13 protein-coding genes and 2 tRNA genes are annotated in these 18,309 nt (G+C 69.1%); 11 read left to right on the top strand and 4 right to left on the bottom strand.

Annotated features, from left to right (window positions below; translation table 11 throughout):
• The 9 genes from trpC (at nucleotide 1) to ACQ3HE_RS01220 (ending at nucleotide 13,739) form a co-directional block, all read left to right on the top strand.
• Nucleotides 1–777, top strand: coding sequence for an indole-3-glycerol phosphate synthase TrpC (trpC, locus tag ACQ3HE_RS01260; protein WP_430890939.1), 777 nt, complete (start codon nucleotides 1–3; stop codon nucleotides 775–777).
• Nucleotides 774–2,024 (top strand): tryptophan synthase subunit beta, encoded by a 1,251-nt coding sequence (gene trpB, locus ACQ3HE_RS01255; protein ID WP_370281926.1) that lies wholly within the window; start codon nucleotides 774–776, stop codon nucleotides 2,022–2,024. Before trpC ends, trpB begins: the two co-directional genes overlap by 4 nt.
• Nucleotides 2,021–2,833 (top strand): tryptophan synthase subunit alpha, encoded by an 813-nt coding sequence (gene trpA, locus ACQ3HE_RS01250; protein ID WP_274499946.1) that lies wholly within the window; start codon nucleotides 2,021–2,023, stop codon nucleotides 2,831–2,833. The genes trpB and trpA overlap by 4 nt, the downstream gene beginning before the upstream one ends.
• Nucleotides 2,834–2,908: 75 nt before the next feature.
• A complete protein-coding gene (gene lgt, locus ACQ3HE_RS01245; RefSeq protein ID WP_079002517.1) occupies nucleotides 2,909–3,922 on the top strand; it encodes a prolipoprotein diacylglyceryl transferase in 1,014 nt (337 codons plus the stop codon).
• A 118-nt stretch (nucleotides 3,923–4,040) separates the two neighbouring features.
• On the top strand, nucleotides 4,041–8,603 hold the full coding sequence (gene gltB, locus ACQ3HE_RS01240; RefSeq protein WP_430890937.1) for a glutamate synthase large subunit: 4,563 nt from the start codon (nucleotides 4,041–4,043) through the stop codon (nucleotides 8,601–8,603).
• Nucleotides 8,596–10,053, top strand: a complete 1,458-nt coding sequence (locus ACQ3HE_RS01235; protein WP_192004899.1) for a glutamate synthase small subunit — start codon at nucleotides 8,596–8,598, stop codon at nucleotides 10,051–10,053. Before gltB ends, ACQ3HE_RS01235 begins: the two co-directional genes overlap by 8 nt.
• Before the next feature lie 92 nt (nucleotides 10,054–10,145).
• Nucleotides 10,146–11,561 carry a pyruvate kinase gene (pyk, locus tag ACQ3HE_RS01230; protein WP_079705946.1) on the top strand — a complete coding sequence of 472 codons (1,416 nt, stop codon included), beginning with the start codon at nucleotides 10,146–10,148 and terminating at the stop codon, nucleotides 11,559–11,561.
• A gap of 114 nt (nucleotides 11,562–11,675) precedes the next feature.
• Entirely contained in the window at nucleotides 11,676–13,016 is a 1,341-nt protein-coding gene (locus ACQ3HE_RS01225) for a CoA transferase (RefSeq protein WP_430890935.1), read from the top strand.
• A gap of 60 nt (nucleotides 13,017–13,076) precedes the next feature.
• Nucleotides 13,077–13,739, top strand: coding sequence for a histidine phosphatase family protein (locus ACQ3HE_RS01220; RefSeq protein WP_079705948.1), 663 nt, complete (start codon nucleotides 13,077–13,079; stop codon nucleotides 13,737–13,739).
• On the opposite strand, the gene ACQ3HE_RS01215 is transcribed toward ACQ3HE_RS01220, so the two are convergent.
• The 3 genes from ACQ3HE_RS01215 to ACQ3HE_RS01205 form a co-directional block, all read right to left on the bottom strand.
• Complete coding sequence (locus tag ACQ3HE_RS01215; protein WP_430890934.1) at nucleotides 13,740–14,012, bottom strand: hypothetical protein; 273 nt, start codon at nucleotides 14,010–14,012, stop codon at nucleotides 13,740–13,742.
• Nucleotides 14,013–14,163: 151 nt separating this feature from the next.
• A tRNA-Leu gene (locus ACQ3HE_RS01210) sits at nucleotides 14,164–14,251 on the bottom strand.
• 74 nt (nucleotides 14,252–14,325) lie between these two features.
• Nucleotides 14,326–14,406 (bottom strand) — tRNA-Leu (locus ACQ3HE_RS01205).
• Between the two features lie 54 nt (nucleotides 14,407–14,460).
• Here ACQ3HE_RS01205 and ACQ3HE_RS01200 point away from each other — a divergent pair.
• Nucleotides 14,461–15,066 carry an ANTAR domain-containing response regulator gene (locus ACQ3HE_RS01200; protein WP_064296913.1) on the top strand — a complete coding sequence of 202 codons (606 nt, stop codon included), beginning with the start codon at nucleotides 14,461–14,463 and terminating at the stop codon, nucleotides 15,064–15,066.
• A gap of 74 nt (nucleotides 15,067–15,140) precedes the next feature.
• Here ACQ3HE_RS01200 and ACQ3HE_RS01195 read toward each other — a convergent pair whose 3' ends face one another.
• Nucleotides 15,141–15,563 (bottom strand): hotdog fold thioesterase, encoded by a 423-nt coding sequence (locus tag ACQ3HE_RS01195; protein WP_430890933.1) that lies wholly within the window; start codon nucleotides 15,561–15,563, stop codon nucleotides 15,141–15,143.
• Between the two features lie 55 nt (nucleotides 15,564–15,618).
• Here ACQ3HE_RS01195 and polA point away from each other — a divergent pair, with 55 nt between their 5' ends.
• Nucleotides 15,619–18,279, top strand: coding sequence for a DNA polymerase I (polA, locus tag ACQ3HE_RS01190; protein WP_430890932.1), 2,661 nt, complete (start codon nucleotides 15,619–15,621; stop codon nucleotides 18,277–18,279).
• Nucleotides 18,280–18,309 lie beyond the last annotated feature (30 nt).

Below are 18,309 nucleotides of genomic sequence, written 5' to 3'. Positions count from 1 at the left end.
ATGCTCGCCGACCTGATGGCCGGCGCGAAGGAGGACGCTCTCGGGCGCCTCGCGGGCCGTCCGGCTGCAGTCGTCGAAGCCGCTGCTGTCGACGCCCCTCCGGCCATCGACGCCCTCGCTGCGCTCGCCCCGGCCGACCAGGTCAAGATCATCGCCGAGGTCAAGCGGTCCAGTCCGTCCCGCGGCGCGCTGGCCGACATCCCCGACCCGGCGCTCCTCGCCTCGCTCTACGAGCAGGGTGGTGCCAGCGCGGTCAGCGTGCTGACCGAGGGCCGGAAGTTCGGCGGTTCGCTGCAGGACCTCGAGGCCGTCCGTGCCGCGATCCGCATCCCGGTCCTCCGCAAGGACTTCATCTCCTTGCCGTACCAGGTGTTCGAAGCCCGGGCATCCGGCGCCGACCTGGTCCTCCTGATCGTCGCCGGACTCGACCAGGCCACGCTGTCGTCGCTGCACGAGCTCGTCGTGCAGCTCGGCATGACCCCGCTGGTCGAGACCCACTCCGCCGAGGAGCTGGCCAGAGCGAGCGACATCGGCGCCCGGCTCATCGGCGTCAACGCGCGGAACCTCAGCACCTTCGAACTCGACCAACACCTCTTCGGATCGTTGACCGACCGTTTCCCCGCCGACGCCGTCAAGGTGGCCGAGTCCGCTGTGCTCCGCGCCGCCGACGTCGCCGCCTACCGACGTGACGGCGCCGACGTCGTCCTGGTCGGCGAGGCGCTCGTCACCGGCGACCCCGTCGCCACCCTCGAACAGTTCCTGGGAGCCACCGCATGACCATGTCACCAGCCACCCCCGCCCACGCGGAACCGACGCACCTCCGAGACGAGGCCGGTCCGTTCTTCGGCGACTTCGGCGGACGCTACATGCCGGAGGCGCTCATCGCCGCGGTCGACGAACTCGCGACGGCCTACGAGGCCGCCAAGGCCGACGAGAGCTTCCAGGCCGAGCTGACGACGCTGCTCCGCGACTACGCCGGCCGCCCGTCGATCATCACCGAGGTGCCACGCTTCGCCGCATCGGCCGGTGGTGCGCGCATCTTCCTCAAGCGCGAGGACCTCAACCACACCGGCTCGCACAAGATCAACAACGTCCTGGGCCAGGCGCTCCTCACGAAGCGCATCGGCAAGACCCGCGTCATCGCCGAGACGGGGGCCGGTCAGCACGGTGTGGCCACGGCCACCGCGGCCGCACTCTTCGGCCTCGACTGCACGATCTACATGGGCGAGGTCGACACCGAGCGCCAGGCGCTCAACGTCGCCCGCATGCGACTCCTCGGCGCGACCGTGATCCCCGTCACGACGGGGTCGCGGACCCTGAAGGACGCCATCAACGAGGCGTACCGCGACTGGGTCGCGTCGGTCGAGACCACGAACTACATCTTCGGCACCGCGGCGGGCCCACACCCGTTCCCGGTCATGGTCCGCGACTTCCAGAAGATCATCGGAGAAGAGGCCCGCGCACAGCTCCTCGAGCTGAACGGTTCACTTCCCGACGCGGTCGTCGCCTGCGTCGGTGGCGGCTCCAACGCCATCGGTATCTTCCACGCCTTCCTCGACGACGCGGACGTCGCGCTCTACGGAGTGGAGGCTGCCGGCGACGGCGTCGACACCCCTCGGCACGCCGCGTCCATCGGCCGCGGTCGTCCGGGTGTCCTGCACGGTGCCCGCACCTTCGTCCTGCAGGACGACGACGGCCAGACCGTCGAGTCCCATTCCATCTCCGCCGGCCTCGACTACCCGGGCGTCGGACCGGAGCACGCCTGGCTCGCCGACACCGGGCGGGCGACGTACGTCCCCGCGACGGACGCCGAGGCGATGGAGGCCTTCCGGCTCCTGAGCCGCACCGAGGGGATCATCCCGGCGATCGAGTCCGCCCACGCACTTGCCGGGGCCATCGTCCTCGGCAAGGAGCTGGGCCCCGAGGCGACCATCCTGATCAACCTCTCCGGGCGCGGAGACAAGGACGTCGAGACGGCTGCCACCTACTTCGGACTCCTCGACGAAGCCGGGCGGAACGCATGACCGCCCCGGCCACCGACCACACGACGGTCTCACCGGTCGCCTCGGCGATCGACGCCGCCGCCGTCGACCGCCGCGGCGCCCTCATCGGGTACCTCCCCGTCGGGTTCCCCGACCTCCAGACGAGTATCGACGCCGCCATCGCGCTCGCGCAGAACGGCGTCGACGTCCTCGAGCTCGGCGTGCCCTACTCCGACCCCGTGATGGACGGAGCGGTCATCCAGGCTGCGACCATGACCGCCCTCGCGGAGGGGTTCCGGTTGCGCGACGTCTTCACGGCGATCAGCGCCATCCGCGCCGCCGTGGACGTCCCGATCCTCGTCATGACGTACTGGAACCCGGTGCTGCAGTACGGCGTCGAGCGCTTCGCCTCCGACCTCGCCGCGGCCGGCGGAGCCGGGCTCATCACCCCCGACATCACCCCCGACGCCGCGGCGGACTGGCTCGACGCCAGTGAACGCCACGGTCTCGACCGGGTCTTCCTGGCAGCACCGACCTCGAGCGACGAGCGCCTGTCGCTCGTGACCGAGCGCTCCCGCGGCTTCGTGTACACCGTCTCCACGATGGGCATCACCGGTGCCCGGCAGGACCTCGACGCGGCCGCGAAGACCCTCGTCGGTCGGCTCCGCACGGCGGGTGCACAGCACGCGTGCGTCGGCATCGGCATCTCGACCGCGGAGCAGGTCCGCTCGGTCCTCGAGTACGCCGACGGAGCCATCGTCGGCTCCGTCTTCGTCAAGGCTCTCGCCGACGGCGGTGTCCCGGCGATCACCGAGGTCGCCCGTTCGCTCGCGGCCGGCACCGCCCGCTGAGGGTATCCTCACCACGCCCGCGATGCTGAAAGCCCTACACTCGATCAGAGTTCGTAACGAAAGGCGACCACTGCAGTGATTGCACCCCTCAGCATCCCGAGCCCGAACCCGGACATCGCGACCTTCAGCGTGGGCCCGTTCACGGTGCACATGTACGCGCTCTGCATCATCGCCGGGATCATCGCCGCCACCATCCTCACCTCCCGGCGGCTGACGAAGCGCGGTGCCGAGCCGGGCATCGTGCTCGACATCATCCTGTGGGCCATCCCGCTCGGGATCATCGGTGCGCGGATCTTCCACGTCCTGACCCACCCCGGCGACTACTTCTACCCGGGTGCCGACCTCCTGCGGACGCTCTACATCTGGGAGGGCGGCATCGCGATCTTCGGTTCGCTCATCGGCGGAGCGGTCGGTGCCTACATCGGCTGCCGCATGACGGGGATCCGGTTCTGGACCTTCGCCGACGCCCTCGCGCCCGGCCTGCTGCTCGCCCAGGCGTTCGGTCGCCTCGGCAACTACTTCAACCACGAGCTCTACGGGCTCCCCACGGACCTGCCCTGGGGCCTCGAGATCGAGGCCAGCAACCCCGCGTTCCCGATCGGTCTGCCCGCCGGCACGCTGTTCCACCCGACGTTCCTGTACGAGATCATCTGGAACCTGCTGGGGGTGGCCGTCATCCTCTGGATCGGACACCGCTTCAACCCGCAGTGGGGCCGCTTGTTCGGTGTCTACCTCATCTGGTACGGCGCCGGTCGCACGGTCTGGGAGACCATCCGGATCGACCCGAGCGAGTACCTGTTCGGCATCCGCGCCAACGTCTGGGCCGCGATCCTCGCGATCGTCGTCGGACTCGCGATCATCGTCATCCAGTCGCGTCGCCACACGGGTGCCGAGCCGTCGCCGTACGTCCCCGGCCGTTCCTGGGCCGATCCGAAGGCTGCGGTAGACTACTACGACACCGACGCGGAGAACCTGGGGCTGCGCAGTGCCTCCGCCGACGACGATGCCGACGGATCAGACCGCACTGCGTCATCCACTCCGTCGTCCGAAGCCACGGTCGCCACAAGCAAGACCGGCTCTCGCTCCTAGGCTGAACGCACCCTCGTCGGCCCGGTGGATTCCGGCTCAGCAGGGGATCCATCACCCGTTTCGTCCCAGGGCCAGCGACGTCCCCCTTCTGATCCCCTTTCGTGAGGACGGTAATTCCATGGCGCATGCACCGTACGCTTCGTTCAGCTCGGTTCCGCCCAAGCAGGGCATGTACGACCCGGCGAACGAGAAGGACGCCTGTGGCCTGGCGATGGTCGCGACCCTGACGGGCGAGGCCTCGCACAGCATCATCGACGCGGCGCTCGGTTCGCTCCGCAACCTGGAGCACCGCGGCGCGATCGGATCCGACGCCGGGACCGGCGACGGCGCGGGCATCCTCACCCAGATGCCCGACGCCTTCCTGCGCGGCGTCGCCGGATTCGACCTGCCGCCGCTCGGTGCGTACGCCGTGGGCATCGCCTTCCTGCCCACCGACGCCTCCGAGCGCGCACAGCTCCAGACGCGCATCGCCGCGATCGCCGCCGAGGAGGAACTCACCGTCCTCGGCTGGCGCGAGGTGCCGGTCGACCCCGACGAGTTGGGGAAGCTCGCCCGTGCGGCCATGCCGGCGTTCGAGCAACTGTTCGTCACCGGGTCCAGCACCTCGACGCCGACCGGGATCGCCCTCGACCGACTCGCCTTCCGGCTCCGGAAGCGGGCGGAGCGCGAGCTCGGGGCGTACTTCATCTCCCTGTCGAGCCGCACGCTCGTCTACAAGGGCATGGTCACGACACTCCAGCTCGAACCGTTCTACCCCGACCTGTCCGACGAGCGGTTCGCGACCAAGCTCGCCATCGTCCACTCGCGGTACTCCACCAACACGTTCCCGTCCTGGCCGCTCGCCCAGCCGCTGCGCATGATGGCACACAACGGCGAGATCAACACCGTCGAGGGCAACCGCAACTGGATGCGCGCGCGGCAGTCGCAGCTCGAGTCCGAGCTCATCGGCGACATCCGCCCGCTGCTCCCCATCATCACGCCCGGAGCGAGCGACTCCGCCTCGTTCGACGAGGTCCTGGAGCTGCTGACGCTGACCGGACGGTCCCTCCCGCACGCCATGATGATGATGGTGCCCGAGGCCTGGGAGAAGCAGACCGGGCTGTCGCAGGAGCGACGCGACTTCTACGAGTTCAACTCCATGCAGATGGAGCCATGGGACGGTCCGGCCGCCCTCACCTTCACGGACGGCTCACTCGTCGGCGCGACCCTGGACCGGAACGGCCTGCGTCCCGGTCGCTGGCTGGAGACGACCGACGGTCTCGTCGTCCTGGGTAGCGAGATCGGCGTCCTCGACGTCGACCCGAGCCGGGTCAAGCGCAAGGGCCGCCTGCGCCCCGGAAAGATGTTCCTCGTCGACACCGAGGCCGGGCGGATCATCGAGGACGACGAGATCAAGGACGAGCTCTCGGCTTCGGCGCCCTGGGGCGACTGGCTCGACGCCGGACGCATCAACCTGAGCGACCTGCCGGAGCGCGAGCACATCGTGCACACGCCGGCATCCGTCACCCGCCGTCAGCGGACCTTCGGGTACACCGAGGAGGAGGTGCGCATCCTCCTGCAGCCCATGGGCCAGAACGGTGCGGAGCCGCTCGGCGCGATGGGGTCGGACTCCCCGATCGCGGTGCTCTCCGACCGCCCTCGGCTCCTGTTCGACTACTTCGTGCAGCAGTTCGCCCAGGTCACCAACCCGCCGCTCGACTCGATCCGCGAGGAGGTCGTCACCTCGCTGAAGCTCGGGCTCGGCCCGGAGCGCAACCTCCTCTCGTGGGGCCCCGAGCACGCCAAGCAGGTCGTCCTTGACTTCCCGGTCATCGACAACGACGAGCTCGCCAAGATCCAGCACATCGACCCGAACCCGGCGAGCCCGCTGACGACGACCGTCAAGGCGCTGTACCGCGTCGAGGACGGCTCGGCCGGACTCGAGACGCGCCTGCGCGAGATGTGCGACGAGGTCGACCAGGCGATCCTCGCCGGCTCGGAGTTCATCGTCCTGAGCGATCGTGACTCGAACTCCGACCTCGCGCCGATCCCGTCGCTGCTCTCGCTCGCCGCCGTGCACCACCACCTGATCCGCGCCGAGAACCGGATGAAGGTCGGGCTCGTCGTCGAGGCCGGCGACGTGCGCGAGGTCCACCACGTCGCGCTGCTCATCGGCTACGGCGCCTCCGCGATCAACCCGTACCTGGCCATGGAGAGCTGCGAGGACCTCGTCCGCAGCGGCCTCATCCAGGGCGTCACCCGCGAGCAGGCCGTCAAGAACGTCATCAAGGCGCTCGGCAAGGGCGTACTCAAGATCATGTCGAAGATGGGCATCTCCACGGTGTCCTCCTACGCCGGAGCACAGGCCTTCGAGGCCGTCGGCCTGAGCCAGCAGCTCGTCGACAGCTACTTCACCGGTACGGAGACGAAGCTCGGCGGTGTCGGCATCGAGGTGATCGCCGAGGAGAACGCGAAGCGTCACCGGTACGCCTACCCCGAGGACGCCGCATCGACGGCCCACGAGCGCCTGCAGTCGGGCGGGGAGTACCAGTGGCGTCGCGACGGTTCGCCGCACCTCTTCAACCCGGAGACGGTCTTCAAGCTGCAGCACGCGACCAAGACGCGCCGGTACGACATCTTCCGCGAGTACACCCACATGGTCGACTCCCAGGCGGCGCAGCTCATGACGCTCCGCGGGATGTTCACGCTCCGCGCCGGTGCCCGCCCGCCCGTCCCGCTCGACGAGGTCGAGTCGGTCGCGTCGATCGTGAAGCGGTTCTCGACCGGGGCGATGAGCTACGGTTCCATCTCGCGCGAGGCGCACGAGACGCTGGCGATCGCGATGAACAGCATCGGTGCCAAGTCGAACACGGGTGAGGGCGGCGAGGACGTCGACCGGCTCCTCGACCCGACGCGCCGCAGCGCGATCAAGCAGGTCGCCTCCGGCCGGTTCGGCGTGACGAGCATGTACCTGACGCACGCCGACGACATCCAGATCAAGCTCGCCCAGGGTGCGAAGCCCGGCGAGGGCGGGCAGTTGCCGCCGACGAAGGTGTACCCGTGGGTGGCACGGACGCGGCACGCCACGGCGGGCGTCGGCCTCATCTCGCCGCCGCCGCACCACGACATCTACTCCATCGAAGACCTCAAGCAGCTCATCTTCGACCTGAAGCGTGCGAACCCGAAGGCCCGGATCCACACCAAGCTGGTGAGCCAGTCCGGCATCGGTGCGGTGGCCGCGGGCGTCGCGAAGGCGCTCTCGGACGTGATCCTGGTCTCGGGTCACGACGGCGGAACCGGTGCGAGCCCGTTGAACTCCCTGAAGCACGCCGGGACGCCGTGGGAGCTGGGTCTCGCTGAGACGCAGCAGACGCTCATGCTCAACAACATGCGCGACCGCGTCGTGGTGCAGGTCGACGGTCAGATGAAGACCGGACGCGACGTCGTCATCGGCGCACTGCTCGGCGCGGAGGAGTTCGGCTTCGCGACGGCACCGCTCGTCGTCTCCGGGTGCGTCATGATGCGCGTGTGCCACCTCGACACCTGCCCGGTCGGCGTCGCGACGCAGAACCCGGTGCTGCGCGAGCGGTTCACCGGCAAGCCGGAGTTCGTCGTGAACTTCTTCGAGTTCATCGCCCAGGAGGTGCGCGAGTACCTCGCCGAGCTCGGGTTCCGGACGCTCGAGGAGGCGATCGGCCACAACGAACTGATCGACGCCGACCGAGCGATCGACCATTGGAAGGCGTCCGGGCTCGACCTGGCCCCGGTCCTCGTGGGTCCCGTCTTCGCCGACGACGAGCCGCGGATCAACCGCCGGCCGCAGGAGCACGAGCTCGAGAAGCACTTCGACCAGCAGCTCATCACGGCCGCCTCGGACGTGCTCGAACACGGCGGCCACTTCTCGGTCGACCTGCCCATCCGCAACACGGAGCGGGCGGTCGGCACCATGCTCGGCCACGAGGTCACCCGGCGGCACGGCGAGAACGGGCTCCCGGCAGGGAGTATCGACATCACCCTGCGCGGCTCGGCCGGGCAGTCCTTCGGTGCGTTCCTCCCCGGCGGCATCGCCCTGCGGCTCATCGGCGACTCGAACGACTACGTCGGCAAGGGCCTGTCCGGTGGGCAGATCGTCGTCCGGCCATCCGAGCGCGCAGCCTTCGCGCCCGAGGAGAACGTCATCGCCGGCAACGTCATCGGGTACGGCGCGACCCAGGGCACCATGTTCCTGAGCGGGATCGTCGGCGAGCGGTTCCTGGTGCGCAACTCCGGCGCCACGGCGGTCGTCGAAGGCGTCGGTGACCACGCGCTCGAGTACATGACGGGTGGTCTCGCCGTCATCCTGGGTCAGACCGGCCGGAACCTCGGCGCGGGCATGTCCGGCGGCACGGCCTACGTGTTCGACCTCGAACGCGACCAGGTCAACCGCGACTCCCTCGCCTCGGGGGAGCTCACCCTGTCCGAACTCGACAGTGCCGACGCCGAGATCGTCCGCGACCTCCTCGAACGGCACGTCGTGGAGACCGGTTCTCCGCTGGCCGGCCGGCTGCTCGCCGACATCGAAGACTCACTCGCCCGGTTCGTCAAGGTCCTCCCGCGTGATTACGCGGCAGTCCTGGCGACCCGACAGACCGCACTCGACGAGGGGCTCGACCCCGACGGCGACATCGTATGGAACCGAATCCTGGAGGTGACCGGTGGCTGATCCCAAGGGATTCCTGAAGGTACCGGAGCGCGAGCTCCCGAAGCGCCGGCCCGTGCCGGTCCGCATCATGGACTGGAAAGAGGTCTACGAGCAGAGCGACCCCGCGACCGTCCGCAAGCAGGCTGGTCGCTGCATGGACTGCGGCATCCCGTTCTGCCACCAGGGCTGCCCGCTGGGCAACCTCATCCCGGAGTGGAACGACCTGATGTGGCGAGGCGAGGGCCGCTCGGCCATCGAGCGCTTGCACGCCACGAACAACTTCCCGGAGTTCACGGGTCGTCTCTGCCCGGCGCCGTGCGAGAGTTCGTGCGTGCTGGGCATCAACCAGCCCGCCGTGACCATCAAGCAGGTCGAGGTCTCGATCATCGATCAGGCGTTCGCCAACGGGTGGGTCGAGTCCCACCCGCCGGAGCGGCTGACCGGCAAGACGGTCGCCGTCGTCGGCTCCGGGCCGGCCGGCCTCGCCGCAGCCCAGCAGCTGACACGTGCCGGCCACACGGTCGCGGTCTACGAGCGCGACGACCGCATCGGCGGTCTGCTGCGCTACGGCATCCCCGACTTCAAGATGGAGAAGAAGCACCTCGACATCCGGCTGAAGCAGATGCAGGACGAGGGCACCCGGTTCCGCGCCGGCGTGAACATCGGGGTCGACATCAGCTGGGACGAGCTCCGCGCCCGCTACGACGCCGTCGTCATCGCCACCGGTGCCATGGTGCCGCGCGACCTCCCGATCCCCGGTCGTGACTTCTCCGGGGTCCACTTCGCGATGGAGTACCTTGTGCAGGCGAACCGCGTCGGCGCCGGAGACACGGTCTCCGACCAGATCACGGCGGAGGACAAGCACGTGGTGGTCCTCGGCGGCGGCGACACCGGTGCCGACTGCATCGGCACGGCGCACCGTCAGGGTGCCGCCTCCGTCACGAACCTCGCCATCGGCACGCAGCCGGCGGGGGAGCGGCCCGAGCACCAGCCGTGGCCGATGATGCCGACGCTCTTCGAGGTCGCGAGTGCGCACGAAGAGGGCGGCAACCGCGAGTACCTGGTGTCGACCGTCGAGTTCCTCGCCAACGAGGCCGGCGAGGTGCGGGCGATCCGCGTCGCCGAGACGGAGTTCGTCGACGGCCGTCGCGTGCCGAAGAGCGGCACCGAGCGGGAGATCCCCGCCGACCTCGTCCTGCTCGCACTCGGGTTCACGGGACCGGAGGGCGAGACACTCGAGTCGCAGTTCCAGCTCCCCTTCACCGGGCGCGGCAACGTGGCACGGGAGCACGACTACCAGACCAACCAGCCCGGCGTGTTCGTCGCGGGTGACGCCGGTCGTGGCCAGTCCCTCATCGTCTGGGCGATCGCCGAGGGCCGCGCTGCGGCGTCGGCCGTCGACCAGTACCTCGAGGGTGAGACCCAGCTTCCCTTCCCGGTCCGTCCCACGGACCAGCCCATCTCCCTCTAGGCTTTCAGGCGGACGACAAGCGTCGGACGCATCATGCCGAGCAGTGAGTACCGAAGCGCCTCGTGCGCAGAAACCATGGAGAACACACACACATGAGACGAGCCAAGATCGTCGCAACGCTGGGGCCTGCAGTCTCCAGCTATGAGAACATCCGGGCCATCATCGATGCGGGGGTCGATGTCACCCGGATGAACCTGAGCCACGGCAGCTACGACGTGCACGAGGCCATCTACGCCAACGTGCGCAAGGCCACCGAGGACTCCGGCCGTGCCGTCGCCGTCCTGGTCGACCTGCAGGGCCCGAAGATCCGCCTCGGCAAGTTCGAGGGCGGCCCGTACGACCTCGCCGTCGGCGACATCTTCAAGATCACCATCGAGGACATCCTCGGTACCAAGGAGATCTCCTCGACGACGTTCAAGGGCCTGCCCCAGGACGTCAAGCCGGGCGACTTCCTCCTGATCGACGACGGCAAGGTCAAGGTCGAGGTCGTTGAAGCGGACGACACCGTCGTGACCACTCGCGTCATCGTCGCCGGCCCCGTGTCGAACAACAAGGGCATCAACCTCCCCGGTGTCGCCGTCAACGTCCCCGCGCTCAGCGAGAAGGACGAAGCGGACCTCCGATGGGGACTGCGTCTCGGCGCCGACCTCATCGCCCTGTCCTTCGTGCGCGACGCGGCCGACATCGACCGCGTCCACGAGATCATGGCGGAGGAGGGCCGCAAGGTCCCCGTGATCGCCAAGATCGAGAAGCCGCAGGCCGTCGAGAACCTCGAGAGCATCGTCGAGGCGTTCGACGCGATCATGGTCGCCCGTGGCGACCTCGGCGTCGAGCTCCCGCTCGAGGCCGTCCCGATCGTGCAGAAGCGCGCGGTGGAGCTCGCCCGCCGCATGGCGAAGCCGGTCATCGTCGCGACGCAGATGCTCGAGTCGATGATCTCCAGCCCCATCCCGACCCGCGCGGAGACCTCCGACGTCGCGAACGCGGTGCTGGACGGTGCTGACGCGGTCATGCTCAGTGGCGAGACGAGTGTCGGCGCCTACCCGGTGATCACGGTGCAGACCATGGCCCGGATCGTCGAGTCGACCGAGATCCACGGTCTCGACCGCGTTCCGCCGCTCGGCACGAAGCCGCGCACCCAGGCCGGAGCGATCACGTTGGCGGCCGTCGAGGTGGCGGACTTCGTCGAGGCGAAGTTCCTCTGCGTCTTCACGGAGTCGGGCGAGTCGGTCCGCCGAATGGCCCGTCTCCGCAACCGGATCCCGATCCTGGCGTTCACGCCCGACCCGGCCATCCGTCGTCGGATGGCGCTGAACTGGGGCGTCGAGTCCTTCGTCGTCGAGCGCGTCACGCACACCGACCAGATGGTCGCCCAGGTGGACGAGGTCCTCGTCGCCACGGGCAAGGCCGCCGTCGGTGAGCCGGTCATCATCATCTCCGGTTCCCCTCCCGGCATCCCCGGGACGACGAACGACATCCGCGTCCACAAGGTGGGCGACGTCCTCTAGTCGTCGACAGCAGCGAAGGCCGTGGTCCTCCCGTACGGGGACCACGGCCTTCGTCGTCCGCCGGGTATGCGGTGGCACCGCGATTCCGGAGGCCGTGGGTCTAGCCTGATGCCCATGAACCGTTCCGTCCTCGTCGACGACACCCTCCGCAGCGCCGTGGGCCTGGACCAGGGAGGAATCGACCGTGAGGCGACCGGGTCGGCGGGACTCCTGGCCTCCCGATTCGCCGTCCTGGAGCTCGCCGCGGTCGCCGTCGGCGCCGTGGAGGATGCCGCCGACCGACTCCGCATCGCCCTCGGATACGAGCCGATGCACACGGCTCTCGACCTCGAGCGGATCGCCGCGGCCTACCAGAGCGACCGCCTGTTGCGGATCGACGGAGCAGCCGTGGACGCGTTCGCGCCACTGTCCGGCTTCTTCGCCGCGGCCGACGGCTGGGTGCGCACGCACGCGAACTACCCCCACCATCGTCGCCGCCTGAGCGCCATGCTCGGGATCGGCGACGAGGCCACCCGCGCAGAGCTCGCCTCGGCGATCGCCTCCCGCTCGGCTCTCGACCTGGAATCGGAGGCCGCGGGAGTCGGCGCCCTCCTCGTCGCCGTCCGGAGCGCTGCCGAGTGGTCGTCCACACCACAGGCCGCCGTCGGTGATGGACCGCTCGTCAGGCGTCATGGCGGCTCCGTCGGCTCGACGATCGCCTCGCGGGTGCGGCCGACGAGGCGGCAACCCTTGCGCGGCCTCCGCGTCCTCGACCTGACGCGGGTGATCGCCGGTCCGGTGTCCACGAGGACCCTCGCGCTCCTCGGCGCGGACGTCCTGCGCGTGGATCCACCGCAGGTCCCCGAGATCCCGTGGCAGCACACCGACAGCGGCCAGGGGAAGCGGACAGCGGCGCTCGACGCGTCGACACCGCGCGGCCTCGCGACACTGCAGACGCTGAGCGACGAGGCCGACATCCTGGTGACGGGGTACCGACCACACGCCCTCGAGCGCCTCGGTCTGCGAGGTCGCGACGGTCTGGTCACCGGCTCCGTCGACGCCTGGGGTACGACGGGGCCCTGGGGTGATCGACGCGGTTTCGACAGCCTGGTCCAGGCCGCCACGGGCATCGCGCTGGTCGAAGGGAAGGACGGCGCCCCGGGTGCCCTGCCGGCTCAGGCGCTCGACCACAGCGCGGGATACCTGCTGGCGGCGGCCATCGTCGACGACGTGGCGGCGGTCGTCGGCGGCGGTGATGCCGGCCGGTCGTCGGTGTCGCTCGCCCGCGTCGGTGCGGCGCTCCAGCGACTGCCACGATCCGAGGAACGCCCGCCGTCGGACCTCCCGGGAGCGCGGTGCCTGGTGACCCACGGTGCGGTGACGACGGCCCGCCCCGGGCTCAGCGCCTTCGACGACCACGCGTCCCCGGCGGCGGTCCTGGGGAGCGCCGAACCGCAGTGGACCCCGCGCAGCTGATCCCGGCACACTCCGCACCGGGAGATGACCGCCGTCCGGTCGCTCGCCTACCCTGGAGGTATGCGCCTCATCCTCATCAGACACGGTCAGACCTCGTCCAACGTCGCCGGCCTGCTCGACACCGCGATCCCCGGCGCCGTCCTCACCGACCTCGGCGAGACGCAGGCGGCCGCCCTCCCCAAAGCGCTCGTGGGGGAGCGGATCGACGCGGTCTACGCCTCCACCGCGGTGCGGGCGCAGCAGACCGCCGCACCCGTCGCCGAAGTCAGCGGGCTTCCCGTGATCGTCCGTGACGGACTCCGGGAGATCAGCGCCGGCGACAACGAGATGCTCGGGTCGCCCGAGGCCGTCCAGGTCTACATCGACACCATCGTGGCGTGGGCGATGGGCGACCTCGACACCCGGATGCCGGGCGGCGAGAACGGCCACGAGGTGTTCGCGCGCTTCGACGCCGTGATCGAGGAGCTCGAGGGTTCCGGACTGGAGAGCGTGGTGGTCGTGAGCCACGGAGCGATGCTCCGGTCCTGGCTCGGGCTGCGCGGGGCGAACGTCGACGGACACTTCATCGGCACGCACCCCATCACGAACACGGGCGTCATCATCGTCGACGGGGACACGACCACCGGTTGGCGGGTCGACACGTGGACGGGCGACGCCGTCGGCGGACCGGAGCTGACGACGGAGGCCGACGGTCCGGCCGCCGCCGTCGAGCGCGGCTTCTGATCAGTTCGCGTCGTCGGCCGAGGTCGCGCCGTCCGCGAGGAACGGTCCGGGCTCTTCGCCGGGCTGACCCGGGAGTGAGCCGACGAGACGGTCGAGCTCGGCGGCGTCGACGTCGATGCCCTGGTCGCTGAGACGGTCCGCCAGCGCTGCCCGGACGTCGAGGTCGGGAGTGAGGGACCGGTCTGCTGCGACCTGCACGAGGATGCCCTGGAGCCGGTCGTCGGTGCTGGCGTCGTGGACGTCCTGGCGCGGGTCGGTGTGCTCTGCGGTCATGGTGTCGGGTCCCATCGTGTCGGACGACGTGAGGTACGCCGTGCTCTCGACGGTACGCTACGGCGTCGCCGACACCTCCCGCAGGGGCTTGCACAAGCTGTGTCGGCAGAGCATGTTGAGTGCACCCAGCTGGGATTCCACTCGTTCGCGGTACCGGTGGTGGGACTCGAACCCACACGTCTTTCGACAAAGCATGTTGAGTGCGCCCGGAGGGCTTTCCCACTCATCGCGGTACCGGTGGTGGGACTCGAACCCTCACGTCTTTCGACAAAGCATGTTGAGTGCGCCCGGAGGGCTTTCCCACTCATCGCGGTACCGGTGGTGGGACTCGAACCCACACGTCTTTCGACAAAGCATTTTGAGTGCTCCGCGTCTGCCATTCCGCCACACCGGCGCGTCCGCCGCACGGCGAACAGCAACCTGCATCAGAGTACCGTAGGATTTGAGGGTGACCGAGCAAGAGACCCCTCCCGCAGCCCCACGGCGCGTCGTCGTCGCTGAGGACGAATCCCTCATCCGCCTCGACATCGTCGAGATCCTCCGCGACAACGGTTTCGAGGTCGTCGGCGAGGCCGGCGACGGCGAGACCGCTGTCGCCCTCGCGACGGAACTCCGTCCGGATCTCGTGATCATGGACGTCAAGATGCCTCAGCTCGACGGCATCTCCGCGGCCGAGCGCATCGGCAAGGCGCACATCGCCCCGGTGGTCCTCCTCACGGCCTTCAGCCAGAAGGAGCTCGTCGAGCGGGCGAGCGAGGCAGGCGCCCTCGCTTACGTCGTGAAGCCGTTCACGCCGAACGACCTCCTTCCCGCGATCGAGATCGCCCTCTCGCGCTACCAGCAGATCATCACCCTCGAGGCCGAGGTCGCCGACATGGTCGAGCGCTTCGAGACCCGCAAGCTCGTCGACCGGGCGAAGGGCCTCCTCAACGAGAAGATGGGCCTCACCGAGCCCGAGGCGTTCCGCTGGATCCAGAAGGCCTCCATGGACCGTCGCCTCACCATGCACGATGTCGCGCAGGCCATCATCGAGCAGCTCAGCGCCAAGAAGTAGCGCTCCTCCCTCGTCGCAAGAGCGGCCCGTCCCCTCGGGTGCGGGCCGCTCTGCTGTGTCCGGTGCCGGGCTCGTCAGCCGATCGGTGCGTCCTTGATGAGGTTCGTGATGCGGATCGTGGAGCACCGTCGTCCCTGCTCGTCGGTGACGGCGATCTCGTGCACGGTGAGCGAGCGACCGAGGTGGATCGGGGTGCAGACACCCGTCACGAGGCCCTCGGTGGCGGACCTGGTGTGCGTCGCGTTGATGTCGATGCCGACCGCGAGTTTGCCCGGGCCCGCGAAGAGGTTGGCGGCCATCGAGCCGAGGGACTCGCCGAGCACGACGTACGCCCCACCGTGCAGCAGCATCGCGGGTTGGGTGTTGCCCTCGACGGGCATGGTGGCGACGGATCGCTGCACCGTGAACTCGGTGAACTCGATGCCCATCTTGGCGGCGAGTGCGCCGCTGCCCCTCGTCCGCAGGAACTCGAGTGCGTCGTCGGTCTCGTTCGTCATGTCCACCTTCGGATCGGGCCTGAGCCGTGTCGGCACCGGCTTGTAGGCTGGGCGCGTGTCGGAATCAGAAAAGCCTACCCTCCTCGTCGTCGACGGCCACTCGCTCGCATTCCGGGCGTTCTACGCCCTGCCGGTCGACAGCTTCCAAACCCGCGACGGTCAGCACACGAACGCCATCCACGGCTTCATCTCCATGCTGATCAGCCTGCTCAAGAACGAGAACCCGAGCCACATCGCCGTGGCGTTCGACATCTCGCGCCGTTCCTTCCGCACCCGCGAGTACCCCGAGTACAAGGGCACGCGCGGCGAGACCCCGCCGGAGTTCAAGGGGCAGGTGCCGCTGCTCGAAGAAGCGCTCAAGGCGATGAACATCACGACGATCAGCAAAGAGGACTACGAGGCCGACGACATCCTCGCCACCCTCGCCAAGCAGGGCGCTGAGGACGGCTTCCGCGTGCTCGTCGTCTCCGGCGACCGCGACACCATCCAGCTCGTCACCGACGACGTCACCCTGCTGTACCCGTCGAGCCAGGGCGTCTCCGCGCTCACCCGGTACGACGGAGCCAAGGTCTTCGAGCGCTACGGCATCCGGCCGGAGCAGTACCCGGAGATCGCGGCGCTCGTCGGTGAGACGAGCGACAACCTCCCGGGCATCCCGAAGGTCGGCGAGAAGACCGCCGTGAAGTGGCTCAACCAGTTCGGCTCCCTCGAGCAGATCCTCGAGCGCGCCGACGAGATCACCGGCAAGGTGGGGGAGAGCCTCCGCGAGCACAAGGAGAACGCGGTCCGCAACCGCCGCCTCAACCGGCTCCTCACCGACGTCGAACTGCCTGTCGGACCGAAGGACCTCGAACGCCGACCGATCGACGCGGACGCGGTGGCGGCCGTCTTCGGGCGGCTCGAGTTCCGCACGCTGCTCGATCGGGTCCTCAAACTCGACGGACTCGAGGCCAACACGGATGTGTCCGCACCGCAGGCGGGCGGCGTGGTCATGCCGCCGCAGAAGGAGCTGCTCGACGAAGAGCTCGAGGCGTGGATCACCCGTGCCGTCGCCGCACATCCCGCCGGGATCGGTCTCCACCTCGACCTCGACGGAGGCCTGCCGGTCGCAGCCGGCCTCGCGACGCCCACGGAGATCGTCTCGCTCGCCTGGCGTCCCGGCGAAGCCGACTACGCCCCGCTCGAAGCGTGGTTGGCGAGCGACGCCCCGAAGATCATGCACGACGCCAAGCCACAGCTCCAGGCGGTCACGCGCGCCGGCCTGACGGTCGGCGGACTCGGCTACGACACCGCGGTCGCCGGCTGGCTCCTGCGTCCGAGCGGCGGCGACAAGACCATCGCCGACCTCATCACGCGCTATCTCGACGAGACGATGCCCGTCGCCGACCCGAACCAGCTCGTCCCCGAGACCGACCCCGTGGGTGCCGGCGGCACCGCCTGGTACGCCCTCCGGGTCGCCGAGGCGACCCGCACGGCGCTCGACGCCGGGTCGCTCGGCGTACTGCTCGACATGGAACTGCCGGTCCTCCAGGTGCTGGCCCACATGGAGCTGACCGGCGTGACGGTCGACCACGACATCCTGAGCGGCCTGTCCGAGCAGCTCGGGAACCGGGCAGCAGAGCTCGCGAGCAACGCGTATGCGGAGATCGGCCGCGAGGTCAACCTCGGATCACCGAAGCAGCTGCAGGAGGTCCTCTTCGACCAGCTCGCGATGCCGAAGACACGCGCCAACAAGACGGGCTTCTCGACCGACGCCGGCGCCCTGGCCGATCTCCAGGAGAAGAGCCCGCACCCGTTCCTCGGGCTCCTCCTCGAGCACCGCGATGCGACGAAGCTCCGCCAGATCGTGGAGACGCTCGACAAGGCGATCACGCCCGACGGCCGTATCCACACGACGTACGTGCAGATCGGGACCAGCACCGGTCGGATCTCCTCGACCGACCCGAACCTGCAGAACATCCCCGTGCGCACCGAGGAAGGACGCCGCATCCGCGCCGCCTTCCAAGCCGGCTCCGGGTACGAGACCCTGCTGACCGCCGACTACTCGCAGATCGAGATGCGGATCATGGCGCACCTCTCCGGCGATGCCGGCCTCATCGAGGCGTTCAAGTCCGGCGAGGACCTTCACCGCTTCGTCGGCGCACGCATCTTCGGCGTCGCCGCCGAGGACGTGACCCCCGCGATGCGCAACAAGGTCAAGGCGATGTCGTACGGACTCGCCTACGGTCTGAGCGCGTTCGGGCTCTCAAAGCAGCTGCGGATCTCGAGCGCTGAGGCGAAGCAGCTCATGGTCGACTACTTCGAGCGCTTCGGTGCGGTCCGTGACTACCTGCGCAACGTCGTCGAGCAGGCGAAACTCGACGGCTACACCGAGACGATCTTCGGTCGTCGCAGGCTCTTCCCCGAGCTCTCGAGCCCCAACCGACTGGTCAGGGAGAACGCCGAACGCCAGGCGCTGAACGCCCCGATCCAGGGTTCGGCCGCCGACATCATGAAACGCGCCATGATCGGCATCGAGTCCGAGCTGCGCTCTGAATCCCTCAGCTCGCAGATGATGCTGCAGGTGCACGACGAACTGATCTTCGAGGTCGCCGAGGGGGAGTGGGACGCCCTGGAGCGCATCGTCCGAGCGCAGATGGCCGGTGCCGCCGAGCTGTCGGTACCCCTGGAGGTCCAGATCGGCCGCGGGCACGATTGGGACGCCGCAGCCCACTGAGCGCCCTGCGGGTCCGCACCCGGGCGTCGG

It is taken from the genome of Plantibacter auratus (assembly GCF_050587365.1).
Taxonomy (GTDB): Bacteria; Actinomycetota; Actinomycetes; order Actinomycetales; family Microbacteriaceae; genus Plantibacter; species Plantibacter auratus.
The sequence above is the reverse complement of the archived record's forward strand: the minus strand, read 5'-3'. Positions and strand labels throughout refer to the sequence as shown.